18 protein-coding genes are annotated in these 21264 nt (G+C 57.7%); 11 read left to right on the top strand and 7 right to left on the bottom strand.

The window, feature by feature from the left end; genetic code table 11:
- The first annotated feature begins 546 nt into the window (after nt 1-546).
- The 4 genes from L0U82_RS34590 to L0U82_RS34575 are packed head-to-tail and all read left to right on the top strand — an operon-like array spanning nt 547 to nt 5337.
- Nucleotides 547-2586 (top strand): FUSC family protein, encoded by a 2040-nt coding sequence (locus tag L0U82_RS34590; RefSeq protein ID WP_233838136.1) that lies wholly within the window; start codon nt 547-549, stop codon nt 2584-2586.
- Complete coding sequence (locus L0U82_RS34585; RefSeq protein WP_233838135.1) at nt 2583-2795, top strand: DUF1656 domain-containing protein; 213 nt, start codon at nt 2583-2585, stop codon at nt 2793-2795. Before L0U82_RS34590 ends, L0U82_RS34585 begins: the two co-directional genes overlap by 4 nt.
- 8 nt (nt 2796-2803) lie before the next feature.
- On the top strand, nt 2804-3898 hold the full coding sequence (locus L0U82_RS34580; protein ID WP_233838134.1) for an HlyD family secretion protein: 1095 nt from the start codon (nt 2804-2806) through the stop codon (nt 3896-3898).
- The gene (locus tag L0U82_RS34575; RefSeq protein ID WP_233838133.1) at nt 3895-5337 is read left to right on the top strand and encodes an efflux transporter outer membrane subunit; all 1443 of its coding nucleotides are present in this window, start codon (nt 3895-3897) and stop codon (nt 5335-5337) included. The genes L0U82_RS34580 and L0U82_RS34575 overlap by 4 nt, the downstream gene beginning before the upstream one ends.
- A gap of 145 nt (nt 5338-5482) precedes the next feature.
- Here the strand turns inward: L0U82_RS34575 and L0U82_RS34570 are convergent, their stop codons facing one another.
- From L0U82_RS34570 to L0U82_RS34560, 3 genes are all read right to left on the bottom strand, one after another.
- Entirely contained in the window at nt 5483-6889 is a 1407-nt protein-coding gene (locus tag L0U82_RS34570) for an amidase (RefSeq protein WP_233838132.1), read from the bottom strand.
- A gap of 22 nt (nt 6890-6911) precedes the next feature.
- Entirely contained in the window at nt 6912-7541 is a 630-nt protein-coding gene (locus L0U82_RS34565; protein WP_233838131.1) for a cysteine hydrolase family protein, read from the bottom strand.
- Nucleotides 7542-7786: 245 nt separating this feature from the next.
- Nucleotides 7787-8167, bottom strand: a complete 381-nt coding sequence (locus L0U82_RS34560) for a DUF4148 domain-containing protein (protein ID WP_233838130.1) — start codon at nt 8165-8167, stop codon at nt 7787-7789.
- Nucleotides 8168-8657: 490 nt separating this feature from the next.
- On the opposite strand from L0U82_RS34560, the gene L0U82_RS34555 reads away from it, so the two are divergent.
- Together L0U82_RS34555 and L0U82_RS40055 are read left to right on the top strand one after the other, a co-directional pair.
- A complete protein-coding gene (locus L0U82_RS34555; RefSeq protein ID WP_233838129.1) occupies nt 8658-9569 on the top strand; it encodes a LysR family transcriptional regulator in 912 nt (303 codons plus the stop codon).
- Nucleotides 9570-9674: 105 nt separating this feature from the next.
- Nucleotides 9675-10049: a MarR family winged helix-turn-helix transcriptional regulator gene (locus L0U82_RS40055; protein ID WP_442793712.1), complete on the top strand. Its 375-nt coding sequence runs from the start codon at nt 9675-9677 to the stop codon at nt 10047-10049.
- A 9-nt stretch (nt 10050-10058) separates the two neighbouring features.
- Here the strand turns inward: L0U82_RS40055 and L0U82_RS34550 are convergent, their stop codons facing one another.
- Complete coding sequence (locus L0U82_RS34550) at nt 10059-12041, bottom strand: SPFH domain-containing protein (RefSeq protein WP_233838128.1); 1983 nt, start codon at nt 12039-12041, stop codon at nt 10059-10061.
- 572 nt (nt 12042-12613) lie between these two features.
- Entirely contained in the window at nt 12614-15271 is a 2658-nt protein-coding gene (locus tag L0U82_RS34545; protein WP_233838127.1) for a glycosyl hydrolase family 28 protein, read from the bottom strand.
- Nucleotides 15272-15835: 564 nt separating this feature from the next.
- Here L0U82_RS34545 and L0U82_RS34540 point away from each other — a divergent pair.
- Nucleotides 15836-16450, top strand: a complete 615-nt coding sequence (locus L0U82_RS34540) for a LysE family translocator (protein ID WP_233839313.1) — start codon at nt 15836-15838, stop codon at nt 16448-16450.
- A gap of 40 nt (nt 16451-16490) precedes the next feature.
- On the opposite strand, the gene L0U82_RS34535 is transcribed toward L0U82_RS34540, so the two are convergent.
- Together L0U82_RS34535 and L0U82_RS34530 are read right to left on the bottom strand one after the other, a co-directional pair.
- Nucleotides 16491-16907: a PPC domain-containing DNA-binding protein gene (locus L0U82_RS34535; protein ID WP_233838126.1), complete on the bottom strand. Its 417-nt coding sequence runs from the start codon at nt 16905-16907 to the stop codon at nt 16491-16493.
- 226 nt (nt 16908-17133) lie between these two features.
- Entirely contained in the window at nt 17134-17997 is an 864-nt protein-coding gene (locus L0U82_RS34530) for an alpha/beta hydrolase (protein WP_233838125.1), read from the bottom strand.
- Here L0U82_RS34530 and L0U82_RS34525 point away from each other — a divergent pair.
- The 4 genes from L0U82_RS34525 (at nt 17983) to L0U82_RS34510 (ending at nt 21260) form a co-directional block, all read left to right on the top strand.
- Complete coding sequence (locus tag L0U82_RS34525; RefSeq protein ID WP_233838124.1) at nt 17983-18900, top strand: LysR family transcriptional regulator; 918 nt, start codon at nt 17983-17985, stop codon at nt 18898-18900. The two genes, L0U82_RS34530 and L0U82_RS34525, sit on opposite strands and share 15 nt — an antisense overlap.
- 266 nt (nt 18901-19166) lie before the next feature.
- On the top strand, nt 19167-19517 hold the full coding sequence (locus L0U82_RS34520; protein ID WP_233838123.1) for a BON domain-containing protein: 351 nt from the start codon (nt 19167-19169) through the stop codon (nt 19515-19517).
- Nucleotides 19518-19738: 221 nt separating this feature from the next.
- Nucleotides 19739-20209 carry a ribonuclease gene (locus tag L0U82_RS34515; protein ID WP_233838122.1) on the top strand — a complete coding sequence of 157 codons (471 nt, stop codon included), beginning with the start codon at nt 19739-19741 and terminating at the stop codon, nt 20207-20209.
- A 319-nt stretch (nt 20210-20528) separates the two neighbouring features.
- The gene (locus tag L0U82_RS34510) at nt 20529-21260 is read left to right on the top strand and encodes a GntR family transcriptional regulator (protein WP_233838121.1); all 732 of its coding nucleotides are present in this window, start codon (nt 20529-20531) and stop codon (nt 21258-21260) included.
- The last annotated feature ends 4 nt before the right edge of the window (nt 21261-21264 follow it).

Here is a 21264-nt window from a genome sequence, read left to right as displayed (position 1 = left end):
CATGCGGCGATACCGCTACCGAACGACCACGTCGGACCGCAAATTACCTCAGTGCACGTAGCCCATGTCGAGGCGGTCATCCCGAGCAACGCCTACGCTCAGCATCGCTTCGTCGATAACGCGTTTCCAATGCCTGGCTGAAGTCGGCACCTTCACCTTCTTGCAGATCTATGCGAACGAGTGGCATGTTGGCTCTCCTGAAACGGCTGCCAGTGCGTGATGGCGGTCACAGTATCTGCATATGCTTATACTTTGTCAATTGTCAGCATATGCTGGTAGGAGAGTGACCCTGATCTGTTAGAGGAATGGATCCGTTGCGATGACAGGCGGAAAGCCGCCGCTTTGGCGGTCAGCGACAGACGCGTCGAAGTCATTCATGACGGAAGTGCGAATTTGCACTTGCATGCATATGCTAGTATCATGCATCGGGCGTCCACGCGCATCTGAATCTTTGACGTGATCCCGATGTTTTTCTTTAGACAGACGAATGACATCGATATCTGGGTATAACTATTCTCGTGAACACGCTCTATTCCTGGTGGAAACATGATCTTGAATGAGCGGAACGGGAGAGCAGTCACGATTGCCGCAGGCAGTTACCTGGCCGTGATCCTGGCGCTATATACCGCGTTTTCTTTCGACCTCACTAATCCCTGGTGGGCAATGGTGACGGTCTTTCTGACGCAACCCCTGCAACCTCTGACTGGAGCCATCTGGGCGAAGGCGTTCTATCGCGCGTTGGGTACAGTGATTGGCGGGATAGCATGTGTCGCACTTATTCCAGGAGTCGCGAGCTTCCCGGCGCTACTGCTTTTTGTCGTCGCATCGTGGCTTGCACTATGCATCTACCTTGGCGCACTCGATAGATCGCCTCGGTCGTATGTATTCTTTCTGTCTGGGTACACGTTGGCTTTTCTGGGACTGCCGTCGGCAAAAGCGCCTGAAAATCTGTTCAATACGACCGTAGTTCGCGTTGAAGAAATTCTGGTGGGTGTGTTTGCTTTCGCCATCATACAAAGTCTCTTTTTTTCCAGGAGCGTCGGTCCGGTTGTTCTTGAAAAACTGGATCAATTGATGGATGACGCCAGAAAATGGATCATCGATGGACTTCATGAACCCACTATAGGAAAGCTTCCAGACGGAACCGCCAGCCGTCTCACGGAAATTAATCTGCTAACCACCGACTGGTATTTCGAAACGGAATTTTCAAAAAATCGCAGACGCGCGTTCTGGGCTCTGGAGGAGCGGCTGGTCATGTTGTTGCCGACTGTTGCTGCTGTTCATGATCGTCTTGTCGATATCTCTGTCCAGGGAAATCAAGGCGAAGATATCAAGGAAATTCTCGCGAAGATCAGCGAGTGGATAGAAACGCGCCATGGCAAGGTAGATGCGTCATTTGCAGAATTTGAGCCGTTGCTGACATCACTGGCCCCATCACTTGCCGCGAACTCTGGATGGACGGATCTGGCGCGAGCAAGTCTGGCCGTGAGGCTCGCGGACCTGATTCGGCTCTGGAGAGAATGCGAGGCGTTGGCGGCCGTCGTCCGTTCGCCGGACACGGCGGTGGACGAAGACGCTGCAGCAATGATTGCGTCTGCACAGCCACGCGCCCTTCATGTCGATCATGGAATAGCGCTGCAGTCGGCCGGCGTCGGCGCGTTCATCGTAGTGGCGGCGGGCATTTTCAGCATTGCAATGCAGTGGGAAAGTGGCACATTCGCAGTCGCCATTGCAGCGATGGCATCTGCGCTGTTTGTAGCACTGGATGACCCGACACCGGTGATCTGGGGTGTCACACGCGGCTACTTTCTGGCTCTGCCTTTTGGTCTTTTTTACCAATGTGCCGTTTTGCCGGCGATCGATGGATTCCCGATGCTAGCGGTTGCGCTGTTGCCGATCCTCGGCGCATTGCTTCTGCTTTATGGCAATCCGAAGTACATGCTCACCGGACTCGGCATGCTGGTGGGCTTTTCGTTATTGCTGGCAATACAGCCGACATTTGATGCCGACGTTGCCGGCATGCTGAATACCTTTCTGGGTGCCGGTGTAGGTTTTCTTTTCGCGCTTGGCGGAATTGCGATTGCGCGGGTCATCCCGCTGGAGCGCGCGATCGACCGGCTGTTGCGAGCGGGATGGCGGGAGCTGTCCCTGCAGATACGGGCTCCCGTTTCATTGGGTGTCGCGCAGGCTCGAAGTAAAGCACTGGATCGGGTCGGCCTGCTCGTCACACGCGTCGCTCGTTTGCCGGCAGACGAGCGTAATGCAGTGGCTCAGATTCTACGCGACGCAAAACTGATAAGCGCTGTCGAAGAGCTCAAATCGTTGCGGTCAACGGCGAATCCATTGATCGCTCACGATATCGATATCGCGCTGACGACACTCGCGGACTACTTCGAGAAATTGAGTCGGGGCTTAACCGTCGCCGTTCCCGCAAACCTGATCGAAAAGCTGGATAAGACCATATCGAGCGTTCTGAATCTTGCGCACGAGTACGAGCGTCGAGCGGGGATCGACGCAGCGCTCAACCTCCGGCGGGTTCTCTTTCCTGATGTAACAGGACATAGCTCAATGGTAGAAAGAAGATGATCGGAGAATTCAATCTGTTTGGCGTGTATGTCGCCGCGGCGGTCGTCACGGCAGGCATCGCTGGTGCTTTATTGCTGCCCGTCACGCGGATGATGCGGCAAATGAATTTTTATCGCTTCTTTATCAATCCGCGCCTGGTTGATCTGGCGGTCTTTGTCATTTTGTGGGCGTCCGTGTCCCGACTGATTGCGCTTTTCCGATCTTTTTAAAGGATGTCATGATGCGTTGGACAATTCACGGCAGGCGTGCCGTCGCTACGATGGTCATCGTCGCAGTGGCTTTCCTGGCCGCGCTCTGGTTGTGGAACTACTACCGTATCGACCCGTGGACCAGGGATGGACGATTGCGCGCCGACGTAGCGAAGGTAGCGCCGGACGTGTCGGGTCTTGTCACTGAAGTCGATGTGAGCGACAACATGCCGGTTCGGCGTGGACAGGTACTTTTTGTGATTGACCGGGCGCGATTTGAAATTGCCTTGCAGCAGGCCGACGCGGCCCTCGAACAAAGCCAGGCTGGAGAGGAACTGGCACAGTCGAATATCGCCGAGGCTCAAGCGAAGGTTCAGGCAGCGTCCGCGACGCTCCGTGCCCAATCCATACTGCTTGCCGAAGCACAGCGCGAAGACATCAGAAACCGAAAGCTTGGTACGCTGGTGTCGACCGAGAGCGTTCAGCAAGGGGCCACGAAAGTAGCGCAGCTTGATGCAACTGTCGCGCAGGCGCGTGCGTCGTTGATAGAAACGACTGCCGGCATCTCCCAGGCCAAAGCGTCATTAAGTCAGGCAAAGGCGACTGTCGCGCAATCGACTGCGGCACGAAATACGGCGCGGTTAAATCTTCAACGCGCCTCCGTTGTTGCACCTGTCAATGGTATTGCAGCCGATGTCCAGTTGCGACCGGGCGACTATTTGACAGCGGGTCACCCGGCGTTCGGCGTGCTGGATGCAGCATCCCTTCACGTTGATGGCTATTTCGAGGAAACCAAGCTGCGCAGCATCCACATTGGAGACCAGGCCACCATTCAACTGATGGGCGAAGGGCGGGAATTACGTGGTCACGTGGAGAGCATTGCACCTGGCATTGCGGATCGCGACCGCACGGGAAGTGGGGACCTCCTCGCGAACGTGAATCCTACCTTCAATTGGGTGCGACTTGCGCAACGCGTGCCCGTGCGCATCCATATCGATCAGGCACCTTCTGAACTCCTGCTGATCGCCGGCCGGACAGCTACTGTGACTCTTGAATCCGGCTCAGCGGATCACGCTTCGCTGCAGATAAAGCGGGATCATCAAGGGCAGGAGAAACTGCAATGAAGACCGCGCGGATTTTCATCGTGCGTGGGATAGCCGTGACTTTCTTCTGCGCGATCCTCGCAGGCTGCGAAGTCGGGCCGAACTATAAGTTGCCGGCAACCGCGCAGATCAATTCGGCTGCGGCGCAAGCTTCATTCATCGGAACCCGAAACAACCCCGCAGTCGAAGAAACACAGTTGCCTGATCGCTGGTGGCACCTCTATCAGAGTGACGTTCTGGATCGCCTTGTGGAAGAGGGTTTTGCTGCCAATACGGACCTGCGAATGGCGGAAGCCAACCTGAGCCGCAGCCGGTCGATCGTTCAACTTGCCCAATCACAAGAACAACCGCAACTCAACTTTGGGGGCGCCGTAGAGCGTTCGCTGCTGTCCGCGGAATCGTACCTTTCACCGGCCGACGATCTCCCTCCGGATAACCTCTACGACATCGGGCTCTCCGCGTCATACGAAGTAGACCTTTTTGGCCGTGTAAGACGTGGAGTCGAAGCATCGCAAGCCGATTCAGAGTCAGTTGCCGCGGCACGGGACTGGGTTCGCGTTACCGTGGCAGCCAGAATCACTCGCTACTATGTGGAGGTTTGCTCGGATGGCGATGAACTCGCCGTCGCCAACCAGTCCGTCGACCTTCAGGAACGAAGCCTCGATTTGACGCGGCGGCTTCTCGATGCTGGCAGAGCTTCACGGCTTGATTTGACGCGTTCGGCAGCACTGGTGGAACAATTGCGCGCCGCGGTCCCTGTCATCGAAGCGCGCCGGCAAAATGCGCTGTTCCAGATCGCCGTCCTGACAGGCAAAGCGCCGCGCGAGTTCGATCAGAGTCTCACGAGCTGTGTCAACGTTCCGCCGATCTCTACGCCGATACCCGTTGGGAACGGAATGACGCTGCTCAGGAGACGCCCGGACGTACGGGCCGCGGAACGTCAACTCGCCGCAGCCACTGCGCGTATTGGCGTGGAGACGGCTGATCTTTATCCGAAAGTCGTGTTGCGTGCCGCCATTGGATCGACCGGCGCGACGAGCGATTTTGCGCAGCACCGCACGAACGAGTGGTCGATTGGACCGGTCATCCAATGGCAATTGAATCAAAGTGCCACTCGGGCCCGAATCGCCGGTGCGAATGCAGCTCAACGAACTCAGTTGGCAAAATTTGACGGAACGGTTCTGGGCGCGCTTCGCGATGTCGAAACTTCACTGAATAATTACAGTCACGACCTCCAACGGGAACGCTCCTTGGCGTCAGCTCGTGACGATGCCGCGACGGCCGCGAAGGATGCCCATGAACTTCAGGCTGAAGGCCGGAGTGGCGATCTTGTCACGCTTGATGCGGAGAGAACACTAGCGAACTCGCAAAGTGCACTTGCAGCCGCACGATCGAAAACAGCTGTTGATCAGGTCAATCTTTTCCTGTCTCTTGGCGGAGGATGGGAATCGGCCGGTTGACGTGCTAACGGACCTCCGCTGCGATCGACGCCCGGCCGCTGATCACGCCAAACAGCCCGTTGAGCCGCTTGAGCGCGTCGATGACCAGCAGCCGGATCGGTCGCAGCGGATGGCAGTAGCCAGCCTCACGCGATGATGGTCATGCTCACAACTGCGGATGGAGATCGCGGACCGAACTTACCGACTCGAGCAATGCGCCGAGGTGCAGAATTGTCGATTCCGCCAACCAGGGCGAAACGAGTTGCACGGCGATCGGCATCCCATCTTGACTAGTACCGAAGCGCATCGACAAGCCGGGCAGACCGGTTGCACTAAACGGTGCAGTAGCATCCATCACATGCATGGCCGAAACGGTCTGACCGTTGATGTTGAACTCGCTTGCGTCATGCCCGTGGGAGGCTACCGGCAGCACTGGGCAAAGCAAAGCATCGTAGCGCTGGAAGTACTGTGCGAAACCGTCGCGCATGGTTTCGACCTGCTGCTCGGCGGTAACGAAGTCTTCGATCGAGGTGTCGGGGGTATCCAGTACGGCTTGCACGTGCTTGTAGATCAGGTGTTCGAACCCCGCCGTTGCTGCTTTGAAGGCAGGTTTGGTTTCCATCACCTGAAGTTTCCACGCCAATTCCAAGGCGTTGAACTGTTCCAGCACAGGAATGCGCACCGGCTCGACAACGATGCCAAACTGTTTGAGGGCTTCGCCCGCAGCAAGCACCGTCGCTGCGACCTCGTTGTCGACCAGGCCAAAGCCAGGTTCGACCAGAACGCCCACGCGCACCGGGCGCACTGGCTTGGCCCCCACACCGGCGTCCAGTGTCAGTGGGCTGGTGGAGAAGCCGTCCTGCCCATCCGGGCCGGCTAGCAGTGAGTAAGCCAACGCAACATCGCGCACCGAACGGGCCATGGGACCAATGTGCCAGAGTCGACGCGGTACGCGTGGGAAAATGCCCGTCATGGGAAGACGGCCGTGAGTGGCCTTGAGTCCGACCACACCGGTCAATGCAGCGGGTCCACGAACCGAAATCGTGACATCGGTGGCCAGTCCGATGGGTGACAGGCCGGCAGCGATGGCAGCCGATTCACCGCCACTGGAGCCGCCTGGCGTGCGCTCCAGATTCCATGGATTCAAACTGCGTCCCGAGAGCAAATTATCGCTCTCGATCCAGTAGGCAAATTCCGGCAAATTTGTCTTAGCCAGCACGATGGCGCCGGCGTTCTTCATGCGAGCAACGGTGGTCGCGTCGGTATCCGGCGTGCGACCTTTAAAGATTGGCGAGCCGCGTTGCGTTAGCACCCCCGCGGTATCAATCGAGTCCTTCACGGAAAACGGGACGCCGTGGAGCGGACCGAGGTTTTCTCCTGCCATCACGGCAGCTTCCGCGTGCCTGGCGTTCTTCAAGGCATCGTCCGCTACAGAGACGACAGCATTGATCTTTGGATTAATCGCTTCGATACGATCCAGATGCGCCTGCATGACTTCGACGGGCGACACTTCTTTGGTGCGAATCAGCTCAGCGAGTTTGGTGGCGTCTTGATAAAAGAGTTCGGTTTTCATGGCTTGGTGTCCTTGAGTGAAATTACAGTTGTCCAATGGCGCGGAGGTTTGAAGCAAAAATGTTGTCGCACGACGTGTACGTCGGATCTTGCAATCTTTCGATCCATTCATCAGTCGTCATGGTCGCGGCGTACGTAGACTCCATAATCACGCTGATAATGCGGTGCATCTCTTTTGCGCTTGCCTTGCCCGCCTTGTTTTTATAAGGAAGCGAGCCGGCTGCATCCGGAAGGAATTCGACGTGGTATCCCCTGTGCATCGCCTCGCGCATCGTGGCGTCATTGCAGTTGTGGGTCATGTAACCGATAACGGTCAGGGTATCGATGTCATTCTCTTTAAGCCATTCGTCAAATCCTGCGCCTGAAAACGTACTCGGCAGAACTTTCGTGACTACCAGATCGTGTTTCCGGTTCTTGACAGTGGGGTGTAACTGAACACCGATGCTCCCTTCCGCAAAGATTGGTGCGTCTGCCGGGAGAACGTGCTGAACAAGAACTACTGGAATATCGTTCTCATTTGCCGCATCGATGGCTTTACCAATGTTCGAAAGAGAACTTTCAACGGGCGGATATTCAATTCGAAAGTTTCCATCGACATATTCATTTTGTACATCGATGACGATTAACGCGCGACGTGGTGCTTGCGTGGACATGGTTGATAAGTCTCTGGTGGGTTGTGCTTTAAGGGTTATCCGCGTGAACTTCACTAAAAGAGATATCTGACAGTGCCCTTGCCGCCTTTTTAAAACCAGCATGAATCGGAGGTGAAGCCCCGAACACGTACCCACCGAATGCAGTTCCAGGAACGTGCGACAGGTATCAATAAAGACGCGGGGGGCTTACAGAGGCGCTCTGCCCATACCGCTTTCGAGCGGCATGGTGTTTCAATCAAAGAAAATCAACTGCCGAAATAAATCTGATCGAAATGTCCTACGGAATGCGATTCTTTCGGAGTGAACGTCTTTTGAACCGGCGATTGACCCGCGCCTGCCTTGCCTGACCGACCGGCCTGCGAATTGCCTGCCGTATCAGAGCCGTAAGACGAAGTGGTTTTGCCTTCCGTGGCGACCTGTTGTTGCGCAATACGGGCTTCCGCATTCTGGATATCGTGCGGGTATTGCACGTCATTCGCACCGGGCCTGTAGCCTTCCTGTTCAAGTTGAATCAGCTCTGCACGGACTTGCGTACGAGTGATCGTCGTAGATTGGCTCTGCGCAAAAGAAGTGGAAGCTGCGGTAAGAGCAAAAGCGACGATTGCGGTTTTGATGGTGGCTTTCATGATTTTCTCCAAAATTTTTTCGGGTTAGGCTTCTCTGCGGTTGAGTGAAGCGTTGAGGTCACTTTAGCCATCTGGTCACGTGCGATAAATATCCGCGGTGTGAACGAATTGTTGCGTTTGCGGGAAACAATCGGGAAACAACGGGTATCCATGTCAACAGAACAGGGTTTGGGACCGTCGCGGTGAGCGCTGCAGCGAGCGCTGCGGATATTGAAGTACTTCTTTGTGCACTTGCCCGGGCGGGCTATCGACAGACTAATCCGCAAAGACGGCTCGGCCGGCCAGGTGGCTGGTCACGCACGTCGATCAGTTCGGCTTTTACTATCGAAAAAACTACGAACAGTCCGTCTGGACCGCGTCAACCGGCTTTATCTGCGACCATCAAATAAACATTGGGGGACAGACCAGTGCAATCTTGGTGTGCTTTTGTGGGCGTACTCCTCGCTCATTTCCTAAGCCAGCGTCTAGCGATATTTATTAGAGAACTCCTATGGAATACATCGAAAGCTTGCGTCTATTTCGAGCAATCGTCGAGCTAAAAAGTTTTACGCGTGCAGCTGACCAGCTTGGGTTGTCCCGACCGAGCGTGTCTCGTGCGATTGCCGTGCTCGAGGAGCGCATGGGTGCGCGTCTGCTGACCCGAACAACCCGGCAGCTTTCTCTCACTCGATCGGCCGAGCGGTTTTACGAAGGGTGTGTGCGAATTCTCGACGAATTAGATGCGCTCGAAGCCGATATCGCCGGCGAGCACCGCGAAGTCAGTGGGGTACTTCGACTCGTTGTGCACACGAGCTCCGCCTTGACCCGCATCGGTCCACTGATTGCACAGTTCAAGCGCGCACATCCGAAAGTGGTATTGGAAATTGCCTTAACCGAGCGAGCTATCGACCTGGTTGCTGACGGTTATGATCTCGGTTTGATCATCCCATATCAATTGGCGAGCGAGACGGCTATAGTGCGCACTCTCGAGCGTATCCCCATGGCGATTGTTGCCGCGCCCTCTTATCTTGCCAATCAGCCATTACCGACTAAGCCGTCCCAACTCGCGGATCATCAATACGTCGTTATGGCGCCTTATCTACGTCGTCCAGTCCTCGTCTTCGAGGATGAACAAGATGGAGTAACCATCCCGCTAAATTACGATATTTTCTCCAATAGCCCTATTTTCAATCATCAGATGGCCTTGGAGGGTCTGGGCATTTGTATCGTGCCCGTCCATCTGGTAGAAAATGACGTGGCTGCAGGACGCCTGGTCAGGCTGCTGGAAAATTATCGGATGGCCGAGCACGCCGTTGAAATTCAGCTGGTGTATGTCAATCGGACTCTCGTTCCGGCCAGGCTGCGCGCGTTCATCGACTTTGCTGTGAAATACTTCGAAGAGCTGCCGTCGCGTTACTCCTAGCCCATTGCTCGGCCTGACGAAGTTGCTATTAGTAAAAGAAATGGCAACAGTTTAGTTCGCCCCCAGGCATCGTCAAAGAATGTTCGGGCGACTTATCTTGGGCATATGAAGAGCAATCAAACTCCCAACGACTATCGCGGCACGCTGCAAGCGGCGACTCGGCACCTCTATAAGTTGTATGGGGGTGGTCCCCGGCTATCCGACCTGAGTGACAGCCAGTTCTGCGTTCTGTTGGTGGTTCGACACTTCCCAAACCTGGGCATCTCGGATTTAGCCGACGCCATGGTGATGGACCGAGCCACGTTAGTCAGGGCACTTCGCGCTTTGAAGCGCCGCGACTATTTGCTTGTGAATTTGGACCACCTGGATCGTCACCGATACGAACTAACCTCAACTGGCGTAAAGAAACTGGAAGAGGCCAGGAGACTGAGATTGGATGCGCAACGCTGCGACCCGGTGAACGGGCTGCCGCAACGTTGAGCGCAGCCGTCACGCCCCGCTCTGATCGATCGAGGTCCGGCCGTCGCGATACTCCGCCGGCTGGGCTGTCGACTTCGACAGCTCCACCGCCTTCAACGAACTCATCAGCGTCATCAACGTCGAGAATGCGTTTCCATCGGTGCCGCCACCTAGCTGTATCTGCGGCACGAGCGGCACCTTCGCCGCCTCGAATGCTTCCGCAAGCCGCAGCATCACGGTTTGCATCAACTGCTTGTCGGCACCTTCGCCCTGCAATGCTTCCGACTTCGCCTTGATCGCCGCGGCTTCCGCCTCGCCCACCGAGCGCACCGCCGATGCCCGGCCCGACCCCTCCATTTCCTGGCGGAATTTCTCCGCATGGGCAAGCGCTTCGATTTCCTGGCGGCGCTTTTCGGCCGCTTTCACGCTTGCCGAGCCCTGGTTTTCCTTGATGCTGATGTCCACCAGCGAACCCGTCAGTTCCTTCTGCTTCGCCGCGCGCTGTTCCGCTTCGTTCAATTCGCGCTGCTTGTCCGCGGCAATCTGCTTCTGCGCGAAAGTCTCGACCTGCTCGCGCGCAATCTGGCGATCCCGTAGTTGCGCCATGATGTTCTCGATCTGCACATCGCCCGTCTGCGCCCTCGGTGTGCCGATCAGTACCTCTTCGAATTCGAGCGAATAGGCGAGGAAGCGCTCGCGCATATCGTTCGATGCATTCATCTGCAGTTCGCTGCGCGACTGGATCAGTTCGATAAAGGTCTTCGTCTGCGATACGTTCTTGAAGTAAGACGACACCATCGGATCGAGCGTCTGTTCGACGAGCTGCGCGACGTTGCCGAAACGCTGCACGACCATCGGCGCCTTGCGATAGTCGATGTGCACGACGACCGACAGCGGCAACTGCGGCTCGAATGCATCCTTCGTAATGAGCGTGATTTCGCGCAGATTCGAATCGAAGTTCGAACCGCTTTCGCCCGACTCCCACAGCAGCACGAAGTTCGTGGTCGGCACGAGCTCGATCGTACCGGCGTAGGTATTGAATGCGTACTTGCCGGGCATCAACGGATCGCGCCATACACCACGGCAACCGGCTTCCACCAGTTCTCCGTGACTGTATTCGCTGCCGGACAGATCGTTGCCGCGACGCCCCGTATAGGACACGACAACGCCAACGAAGCCGACCGGAATCACGGTCTTGCGGATGAACTCGACGGTGGCGAACAGCCGGTTGATGTACCAGGTGCCTTCGACGAGCACACGTTCCTGCCGTCCCCGATGGCCGCCGGCAGCGAGGAACTTCTCCGGCTCCTGATACGAATTGTGGACGTCGCCGACATCCGGCGCGAGCAGTTCGTCCTTCGGCAATGCGGGGCCATCCTGGACCGTCACGATGGCCAGAAGATCGGAATCGTGCTCACCCTCGGCGCCTTTGACGATCACAGGCGAGAACCCCTTGCGCTGATCGAGCAGCTCACGCATCGTTCCGTAATAGGCCTTTTCCTGTGCGTTGAGCGACAACGCATAGGTCGCCTCCTCCGTCATCACGACAAACAGCGCAGGGTTCAGGATGTGCGTACCTTCGCGCAATACCTTGCGCTGAGGTCCTTTTTCGCCGCCTTTTTGCAGAAACGCGCCGACATCGCGGAAATCGTCGACATCCGCATTGTTCGCCAGCGTTTGCCCGGCAGGCAGATCGCGTCCGTCACGTGCGAACACATAGCCGATCTTGCCCTGCGTCACCGACACCATCGGATGAATGTGGACGCGATACTGGAACGGCGCAAAGAAATGGAACCCGCCTCGGCGCAAGTCCGGTTGAAAGCCGGCTTCTCCCTGCAACGCAAGCAATCCGTTCTTGACGGACCCATTCAGACTCCACAGCTTCTCCACAACGCCGATCTTATCGTTCGGGATATAGCGGATCACGCGCGCGGCCCAGAACAACAGTGCAATAAGCAGCACAACCGCGAGAACGATGCCCGCCGTTTCGCCGATATGTAATAAATCATTCATATGCGTTGGTCTTCCTTTTCTGGTTAGTGCACATCAACGGCTCGCCCGCGTGAAAACTTTGCGATGCGGCCGCTTTTCTTGAAAAGACGAACAATCATAAGAGCAAGTGTCGATGCCGGCCATCGCACGGCGAACTGTAAGCTACGGTCTGCCTCGCACGTAAGGCGCGCGAGCCGGTCGCAGACGTGGCCTCGCTGCTGAATCGCCGCGCTTTTTATCCATCATCATTACGTTGCGCAAAACCGACGGATTGTTAATTTCAGGCGCATTTCTATTTCTATTGAAGTCAATTGACATGCTCTTCAGTGCCTGCCGGCTATAGCACAAAAAACCAAAAAAAGATCTTTAAATACTGTTCCGCTATATCCGCATCGACCAATAGAGACTTTTTGCTTTTAAAAGCATATCGCAATCAACGGCGCGGAGGTGTCACCAATAGTGACCTGCGCAATCGGGCAATCGGTCTTTCGTGTGAACACTCTCCAGAGCAAAAAAAGCCCCACAGTTGCCTGTGGGGCTAAACACGACTCGCAGCCTGACACCGCGAGTCCACCGCTAGCACGAAACTATCGTTACTTCACATTCGGGAACACCGGCCAGGACGAAGCCTGATCGCACAACTGCATCTTCGAATTGTGCGAGACGATCGTCGCAGCGGGATTCGTATCGCCCGCGGCACCCGCATCGTCGCTGCCATTGACGCTCAGGTTCAGCGTGTTGGTCGGAGCCGTGTACTTGCCCGCGCCGCTCGACGTGTTGGTCAGGATGCCGCCCGAACCGTGTGCGAACGACTGACCGATCAGGCTCACGTTCGCGCCGAGATTCAGCGTGGCGTTGGCCGCTTTCGATTGCGTCGAGCCGTCGAGCGCGCCGATGTTCAGCACCGGCTTGCTCAGGTTCGCGATACCCATCACGACGTCGTTATCCGCAACCACGTTATCCATGTTCACCTGGATCACGCTCTGCGTATTGGCGTAGCTCGTGTCGGCATGCAGACCGCGGAAGGTCAGATTGCCGCCGCCGTTCTTGTTTGCTGCCTTGTTGGCCGGGATGTTCATCATGCGGACATTGCTGATGTTGATGTCATGGAAGCTCGGCACCTGCCAGCCCAGACCGGTGTACGAAATCGGATCGGCACTCGGACCCGTGTAGTACATGTCGTAGACCAGGAAGTCCTTCACACCACGCATACATGCGCCGTCGTAGTAGATGTTGCTGACGTCGCCGCCGCGTGCCTGACCGCTCTTGATCCGCAGACCGACGATGCCCATATCCGTCGCCGCATTGGTGCCGTCGTAGACGTTGTCGAAGTAGTTGTCGTAGAAGTGGATGTTGCGCACGCCTGCATTGGTCGGGCTGCCGATCGACAAGCCGTGGCCGTTGTAGTTGTGGTTGTGCGCAACCGTGATGCCGTAGGTGCGGTTCGACGAAACGTCGCGGTTACCGTCGATGCCCCACGTCATGTTGGCCGCTGTTCCACCACCCTGCGGACCACGTGCCGCGGTCGGCCGCGGATCCTGCAAGCCACCCTTGAACGCGACGTTGTCGTCGGACGGGCTCAGGAAGTTGTAGACGATCGCGACGTTCTTTACGTAGCCGTCGAAATACACCTGCCCCGAAGACGTCGTCTTGCTGCCGGTGCCGAGAGCCGCGTGCTCCGGTCCCGCTGCAACGCTCGGATCGACACCGTCGGTGTTCTTCACGCCGGTCGAGCTGGCGTCGATCGTCGCGCCGGTATAGAGACGCGAGTACGAACCGCTGAGCCCATCGAACGCGTCGTTGTTCATCCCCACGGCGGCCTGGTTGGCCACGTCCGGAAGCAACGGCGTGATGATCTTGATGCCCCACACGGTGAAGCCGTCCACGCCGTCGGCTTCGACGGTGAAGAACGTGCTGTTGCGGAACGTGATCTGATACAGCGACAGATTCTTCGACTGCTGCATCCACAGCATGCCCGGGTTGCCCTGGAAGCTGTACGGACCGCCGCCGATGTCCTTGTTGCCGTGGTACGAGATATCCCACCAGCTTGCCGGCACCCAGCGCGCGCAGCCCGCCGTGCCCGCGACGCAACCGCCGCCGTTGACCGTGTAGCCGCTCGGCACACTGGTGGCCTGGCGGTTCACCACATAGGCGACCGCCGGCGTGGTGAGCGTCGTCTTGCCCATCGCGGTGACCACGTCGCAAGCCGTGCCTTCAGGTGCCAACACGCCCGCGCGATAAGCGGCGATCGTGTTCGTGCAGCTGAACTTCGGCGTCGTCACGCTCGCGATGTTGTTGCCCGAATACGTGAACGCTTCGGTCACGCCGGTGGCCCAGCGGATCGTCGGATACAGCGACGACGAGCTGATCAGCGGCATATAGCCTCGCGCATCGATCGAACCCGTGCCCATGATCGCCGCGTTGACCGTGTGCGTGCCGCGGATCAGCGGATAGCAGTTCTGCATGCCGCTCGTGCCCGCGATCGTCGCCGCGCCCGCGTTGACGGTGCCGGCCGGCGCCGGAAGGCCATCCGGATTGTTGATCGCCGCGCCGCAGGTGATCTGGTTCGGCCGGTCTTGCGTGCTCTTGTCATAGACCACGACGTCACGGCTCGCGAACAGCGTGACGCCGTCGTCGACCCACAGCGTGACGCCCGACGGCAGAACCAGCGGGCCGCTCAGGAATGCATTGCCGGCGCCGCTGCTGTTCTTGACCAGACGCACCGCGAATTTGGTGGCCTTGTAGCTCGGGTTCGACAGCGTTTCGCTCGACGCACCCGCGATGTTCACGAGCGCGTTATTAGCGGACTGTTGCGTGGCCGCGGCCTGCTGATCGGCTTGCGTGATCTTCGCGCCGACTTCCGCGTCCACGGCTGCGCCGCATGCGTCGAGCGCAGCCTGGATGCGCGCCTGGTCCGGATTGTTCAGTGCCGTCGTCGCGCCGCCATAGGTGGCCGGCGTCGGGTCCGCGCTCGCCGGCAGCGAGCCGTCGGCGTTCTTGATCAGGTTGTTGCTGGCCTGCAAGGTCGTGCAGACCTGCGTATCCGCCGGCAGCGACGGCGAGTCGGGCAAGTTGGTATCGGCGGCGTAGCGGCCCGGTGTCCACACCGGATTCGTCGGCGTGGACGGGTTCGACGAGGGATTGTTCGAGCTGGAGCCTGAACCGGAAATGCCATCTCCGCTGCCGCAGCCGGCGACGGTCAGGACAAACAGGCCGAGTACGACTAACTCTCGGGCTGAGCGCATTTTCATAAGTAACCTCCTTGGGAATGGATCCGCTTTGTGCTTGATGACGGGCCGTACTTTCCGTGCGTCGACCGTAAGGAAAGCGGCGGCTCATGCCGAAAGCATCAATATTTGTTATAAGACATCGTATGAGATATGAGGCGAAAATTTGTTAGCAACTATTCGATACGTGCCCGGCTGGAGCCGGGCTTTTCGTACTTATGTCGACACGACGGTTCGGCGTATTGCCGGGATTGCAAGTGCTCTGATGCACTTTGAATCGTTTGCTGCATGGCGTTTCGTAAAAACACGTACGCGGCGACGCTGCTGTCTGCATTGCTCCGTTCGACGCCATGCCCAACCCGCACTCTTCTTCGCAGTTGTTAGGCAACGACATAATTCATCGTACAACATACGACGGATGTTGCTTCAGATAGTGAACTCCTTTCAATTACAGTAAACCCGACCTTGCGCGAATCGAATCGTGTCTGACGCTGCACCACGAAGCTAAAAGTCTGATGATTGGTGCGCGCATCAACCGGCAAATCGAACTCTCAAACGAACTCACATCGAGCTCACCACCGGAGGCCTCTGTTGCAATCCATCAATCTGCTGCTCGCACTCGCGGGCGTCCTGCTGATCAGTGTCGCGAGCCCCGGACCGAACTTTCTGATCGTCACGTCGACGGCGATCGCGTCGCGCAGCGCCGGTGTGATGACCGGCCTCGGACTGGCTGCCGCCTCCGGCACGTGGGCGTTGATCGCCATCGCGGGGCTGAGCCTGATCGTCACGCACATCACGTGGATCGGCGCGGTGCTGCGGATAGCCGGCGCGCTCTATCTGATCTGGCTCGGCATCAAGATGATCGTGAGCGCGCGGCGTCCGTTATCGGCGCCAGCCCGCGCCTCTACTTCCGGCTGGGCGGCAACGAAAAAGGGCTATTTCGTCAGCATGACGAACCCGAAATCCGTCGCGTTTTACGGCAGTGTGTTTGCGCTGATGGTGCCCGCGCATGCGCCGCTGTGGCTCAATTTCGCGGTCGTGGTGTTGTCGAGCGGCATCTCGTGCGCGTGGTACTGCGCGATGGCGCTGCTGGCCTCGCATCCGGCGATCAGTCAGATGCTGATCCGCCGCAAGGCCGCGCTCGATACGGTGGCGGGCGTGCTATTGATGGGGCTCGGTGGACGGATGCTGGCGGGTCGTTGAACGGTGTTGCGCGAGGCGCGCTCGTCACCGCGCTCGCCACTTAGCCGGCGGAGTTCGCGTCGGGTCCGCCGCGAATCACCAGTTCGAGGAAACCTGTTTGCGGATCGGACTCGCGCGCGAACGAATAGCCGGCCAACGACACGAGTATCAATTCGACGGTCGTGCGCACCGTGCAACCGCGCGTCACATGACCGCCGAACACTTTTCCTTGCGCATCCGCGATCGACATATGCAGGTGCGCGCCGTCAGGCGAAACGGAACCGGCGAGCGTCAGTATTTCGAGGTCGCCGCGAATTTCGGTTGGCGTGTCGGCGCCGGCAAATCGCAAAGCCGCGACATCGAGACTACCGATGCCCTGAATGACATAGCCCGCCTGCAGTTTGCGTTCGCGCAGCGCGTGTTCGATGGCGGTGCGCACGTCGTCGCGCGGAGAAAGTCGGAGCGGGTAGGCTTGCATGTCGGGCTCGCGTTCGTCGTTACATGTTGGGGAAGTTGATTGGCGTAGTAGTCGTGGCTCTCCCCATCATATAGATCACGAGTTGCGGATGTGTCTTGCGATTGATAGACCGCTTAAGTGGTGAAGTCGACGAGCATCTGTTGCATGTCGCTCCGGTGAATATGCATCACATGGCTAAGCTCATTCACCCCCAAGCAAACAAGACTTCTCAGAACATCGACAATCGTCACCCGTTCTGAACAGCGGCCGCCGCCTTGCGAATCACGTCGATAACAACATTCGGCTGAGACAGCATCGGCACGTGGCTGCTTGCCACCTCCGTGACGCTCGCTCCCATGCGCTTCGACACCCACCGTTGCAGGTCGGGGTGCACCGTGTGATCTTGCGTCGCCAGAACATACCAACTCGGCTTCGACTTCCACGCGACGTCATTCGCACCGAGCGTCTGTTGCTGGAACAGATCGAAGACGGGAGCGTAGTGGGTCGCCCACACGAGCTTCTGCTCCGCCGGCGGAAGATCTCCCGCAAAGAACTCCGTGCCGTTCGGAAGCATCCAGGCTCGCCCGTCCGCCACTTCGACGCGCGAGAAAATGTCCGACGGATACTTGTCGAGCTGGTTCTGCACGGTTTCGCCGGCATCCGGGGCAACCGCCGCGATATAGACCAGGCCCACCACGCGATCATCGACTCCCGCTGCCGTGATGGTGGCACCGCCATAAGAATGACCGACGAGAATGACGGGGCTGCCGACGCGGTTCAGCGTGCGCTTCACCGTCGCGACATCTTCTTCGAACGAGTCAAGGCCATACTGAGTCGCGATGACATCATGCCCGTCCGCCTGCAATGCGGGGATCACCTTGCTGAAGCACGAGCCATCGGCCCAAATGCCATGACAGAACACGATGCCTGGTTTGCGAGCGCTAGACATTGCCTTCTCCTTCGCGGATTCAACTGGTTTGACTGAGGGCTTTCGTTGGCGCACGAACGGCGCTACCAGGAAGATAGGCGGCGCTTTCTCCGATGACAAAGACTTTGTATGATTCGGCCTATGCCTTGAAGGTATATCGGAGAGCCAGTGGAACTTCGACATTTGCGTTATTTCATTGCCGTTGCCGAAGAAGGCAGTCTATTGACGGCGGCTCAACGGCGACTGCACACGTCACAGCCGTCGTTGAGCCGGCAGATCCGTGATCTGGAATCCGAAGTTGGTGTGAAGTTGCTGGAACGCCAGCCGCGTGGTGTGGCACTCACCGCTGCCGGAAAGATTTTTCTCGATCATGCGCGCCTGGCACTGTTGCAAGTTGAAGCGGCTACCGACGGCGCTCGACGGGCAGAACAGCCTGAAAAACCTGCCCTGTCCATGGGTTTCCTTGCTGGACAGGAAGTCGTGTGGCTGCCCCATGTGCTACGTATCCTGCGCGAAGAATCACCGGAGGCCGAAATCAAGCTGTGCAGTCAGTCCTCTCCGGAACTGGCTCTCGGTCTGATGCGAGGAAAGCTGGACGTTGCCTTTCTTCGTCCGGAGGTGCACACCGTTGGCCTTTCATTCAGATTCCTCGTCAAGGAGCCTCTGATCGCCGTGCTGCCGGCGGGCCATCGCCTGACATCACGCAAAACAATCCGGCCACAGGATCTTGCGCGGGAAATCTACATCAGCTCATCGAGAACATCTCCGGTATTGGAGTCCGTGATTCAGGATTACGCTTCGAAAATAGGGATCACGCTTAAGGCGGGATACGAAGGCGAGAACCTGCCGTCGGCGATGTCGCTCGTGACGTCCACGGGCGGCATCACGCTTATCCCGTTGTATGCGCAAAATATGCTGACACCGAATGTCGTTGCCCGGGCGCTCGACGGCGTGCCTCCGACAATTGATCTCGCGTTGGGATACAACAATGCGAATACCACTTCATTGCTTCATCGGCTTTTGTTGCGTGCCGACGAGTTGGTCGCAAACGTTCAGGACCAGAGCATCATCCGATACGTCGTGTAGATATGGAACCTCGACCTGTAACGATGGATATGCACACTTCGACTGCGAAGACATCGTGAAGTGCGAATCGTGTCTTATTGAATTCCAGTCGCTGTGGCATTGCAGGTCTTCATGAACACGATATGCGATGATGTTTGCGGCACTCGGCATAGCCGCCTTGTCTTGTGAAGCGCCGCGTGCCGTGCTTCCATTTAGCGCCTGCACAGGAAAATCGACTTCATGGCACAGTCCCTGCCTAGTACACGAAACTGGATGCCGTAACTGACATGCGAAACACGCCACACATCAAAACCCGATTGCTGCTCGTCGCTGCGTTCGCGTTGCCCGCGTTCGTGTTCATCAACGGCTGTAAGTCGACGGAACCGCGACCCGTGACCGCGCCGGCGCCCGCGCAGATCGCCACTGACGACGCCGCACTCGCCGCTCGGGTGAAGCAGGCGCTCGCCGCGGACCCGGGACTGAGATCGTTGCCGATGAGCGTTGCGACCTATCGAGGCATCGTGCAGTTGTCGGGCTCCGTGGATTCGGACGTACAGATTCAGAAAGCACTTGCCGTTACGCGTGGCGTGCCAGGGGTGCAGTCCGTGAACAACGATCTACACCTCAGACAGCAATGACGCGCGTTCATCGGCAAACCGATGACGAACGAATAACGTGGGAGAGCGCGCCAAAGCGGACGGCATGCGACGTAGTCCCGCACTGCGGAAAACGGTACAGCGATGTGATTGCCGTGTAAAAAGTGCCTCTTTCCGGCCGAGCATTGATTCACTCTGTCATTAGCGATACCTTTTCACCTATCCTGGTCATCAGGTTCTGGTCAACGAGGGAGAACCGTTCCGTGAAGACAGCGTGGATTTTCTCCTGCATCGTCGTCTTGAGCGCGGCCCTCGGCGGATGCGGCAAGGGTGGATCGCAAAACGCCAACGAGGCATCGGGCGCATCCGCGAGCTCTGCGCCGGTCCTGCCAGCGCAGGGCGCGAGCGATATACCCGCCGCCTCAGGCGCGCAAAAAACGGGCATGCTCGGCACCGTCACTAAAACGCAGTTGCCGGCGGAAGCAGCCGAAACACTGCGGTTGATCAAAGCGGGCGGCCCCTTCCCTTTTGGCGAGGACGGCGTGCTGTTCCGTAACAGTGCACTTTTGCTGCCGCAACATCCGCGCGGCTATTACCACACGTACACGGTTCGCACACCTGGCTCGACGGATCGCGGGCTGCGACGGGTCGTATGTGGCGGCCCGCGCAAGCAAACCGGCGACTGCTATTACACCGACGATTACTACGTGAGTTTTAAGCGTATTGCAGAATAACGACGAACCCTGATCCGGACATTCGGTTGACCGCTGTGCCCAGATAGCGGTCGTCTCGTCTAACCACCGCGCGGCGTCATAGCCGTCGGCGTACCCAACTTCCCCACCCGGTATCGTCTTCACCCATATCTGGGCGAATCCACCCGGTTCACGTACTCTCCAACCCGTTGCGATTCTGCGACTAGGGCTGGTCGCGGCACCGTGACCAAGCCCTCGGCGGACCGCCCCAACACGTCACCACCAAGCGCGTAAACCCTTATTTTTATGCAATCTATTATCAACCTATACTTTGTCTACAGTTTGTAGACACACGTGAGCCATGCCTAAACCGAAACTTCAACTTGCAGCCGCGGACACCGAATCCGGATTGTCGGCAGATCGTAAGAATGTGATGGCGGAGACGCTTCGGCGCCGCATCGTGAGCATGGAGCTCGCGCCCGGGGCCGTGGTCGACGAGCTGGCCATTAGCGAAGAGTTCGGGCTCTCCCGGCCGCCTGTGCGCGAGTTGATGCGCCAGATGGCGGCGGAGGGCTATCTGGAACTCGAACCGAACCGGCCTGCACGCGTCTCGCCGATGAGCTACCAGTCGTTACGTAGCTTCTTTCTTGCGGCCCCGCTCATCTACGTCGCGACGACACAAATGGCAGCGAGCAATGCCACGTCTGAAGACGTAGAGCGATTGAAGGAGATCCAGACACTCTTTCGCGCCTCGATCGAAAACAACGACCTTCAGTCGCGTGTGCTGCGCAACGACGAGTTTCACTTCGAAATCGGCCGGATCGCGCGTAACGCGTACCTGATGCCCAGCCTGCGTCGCGTATTGATCGACCACGCGCGCCTCGGCAAGATTTTCTATCGCTCGCCAACCACGAGCGACATGCAAAAAGACCTGGAAAAGGCCGTTGAGCAACACGACCAGATCATTGAAGCAATCGCTCTTCGCGATGCGCAGAGCGCCGGCGACCTGGTCCGCAGTCATATGGAGTTATCGCGCCGGCGCATGGCTGAGTATGTGATCCCCGAAGGGTTGAACGTACCCATCCAGTTTTAAAGGC

It is taken from the genome of Paraburkholderia sp. ZP32-5 (assembly GCF_021390495.1).
GTDB lineage: Bacteria > Pseudomonadota > Gammaproteobacteria > Burkholderiales > Burkholderiaceae > Paraburkholderia.
Note: the sequence above shows the minus strand (reverse complement) of the source record. Positions and strands in the feature narration are given on the sequence as shown.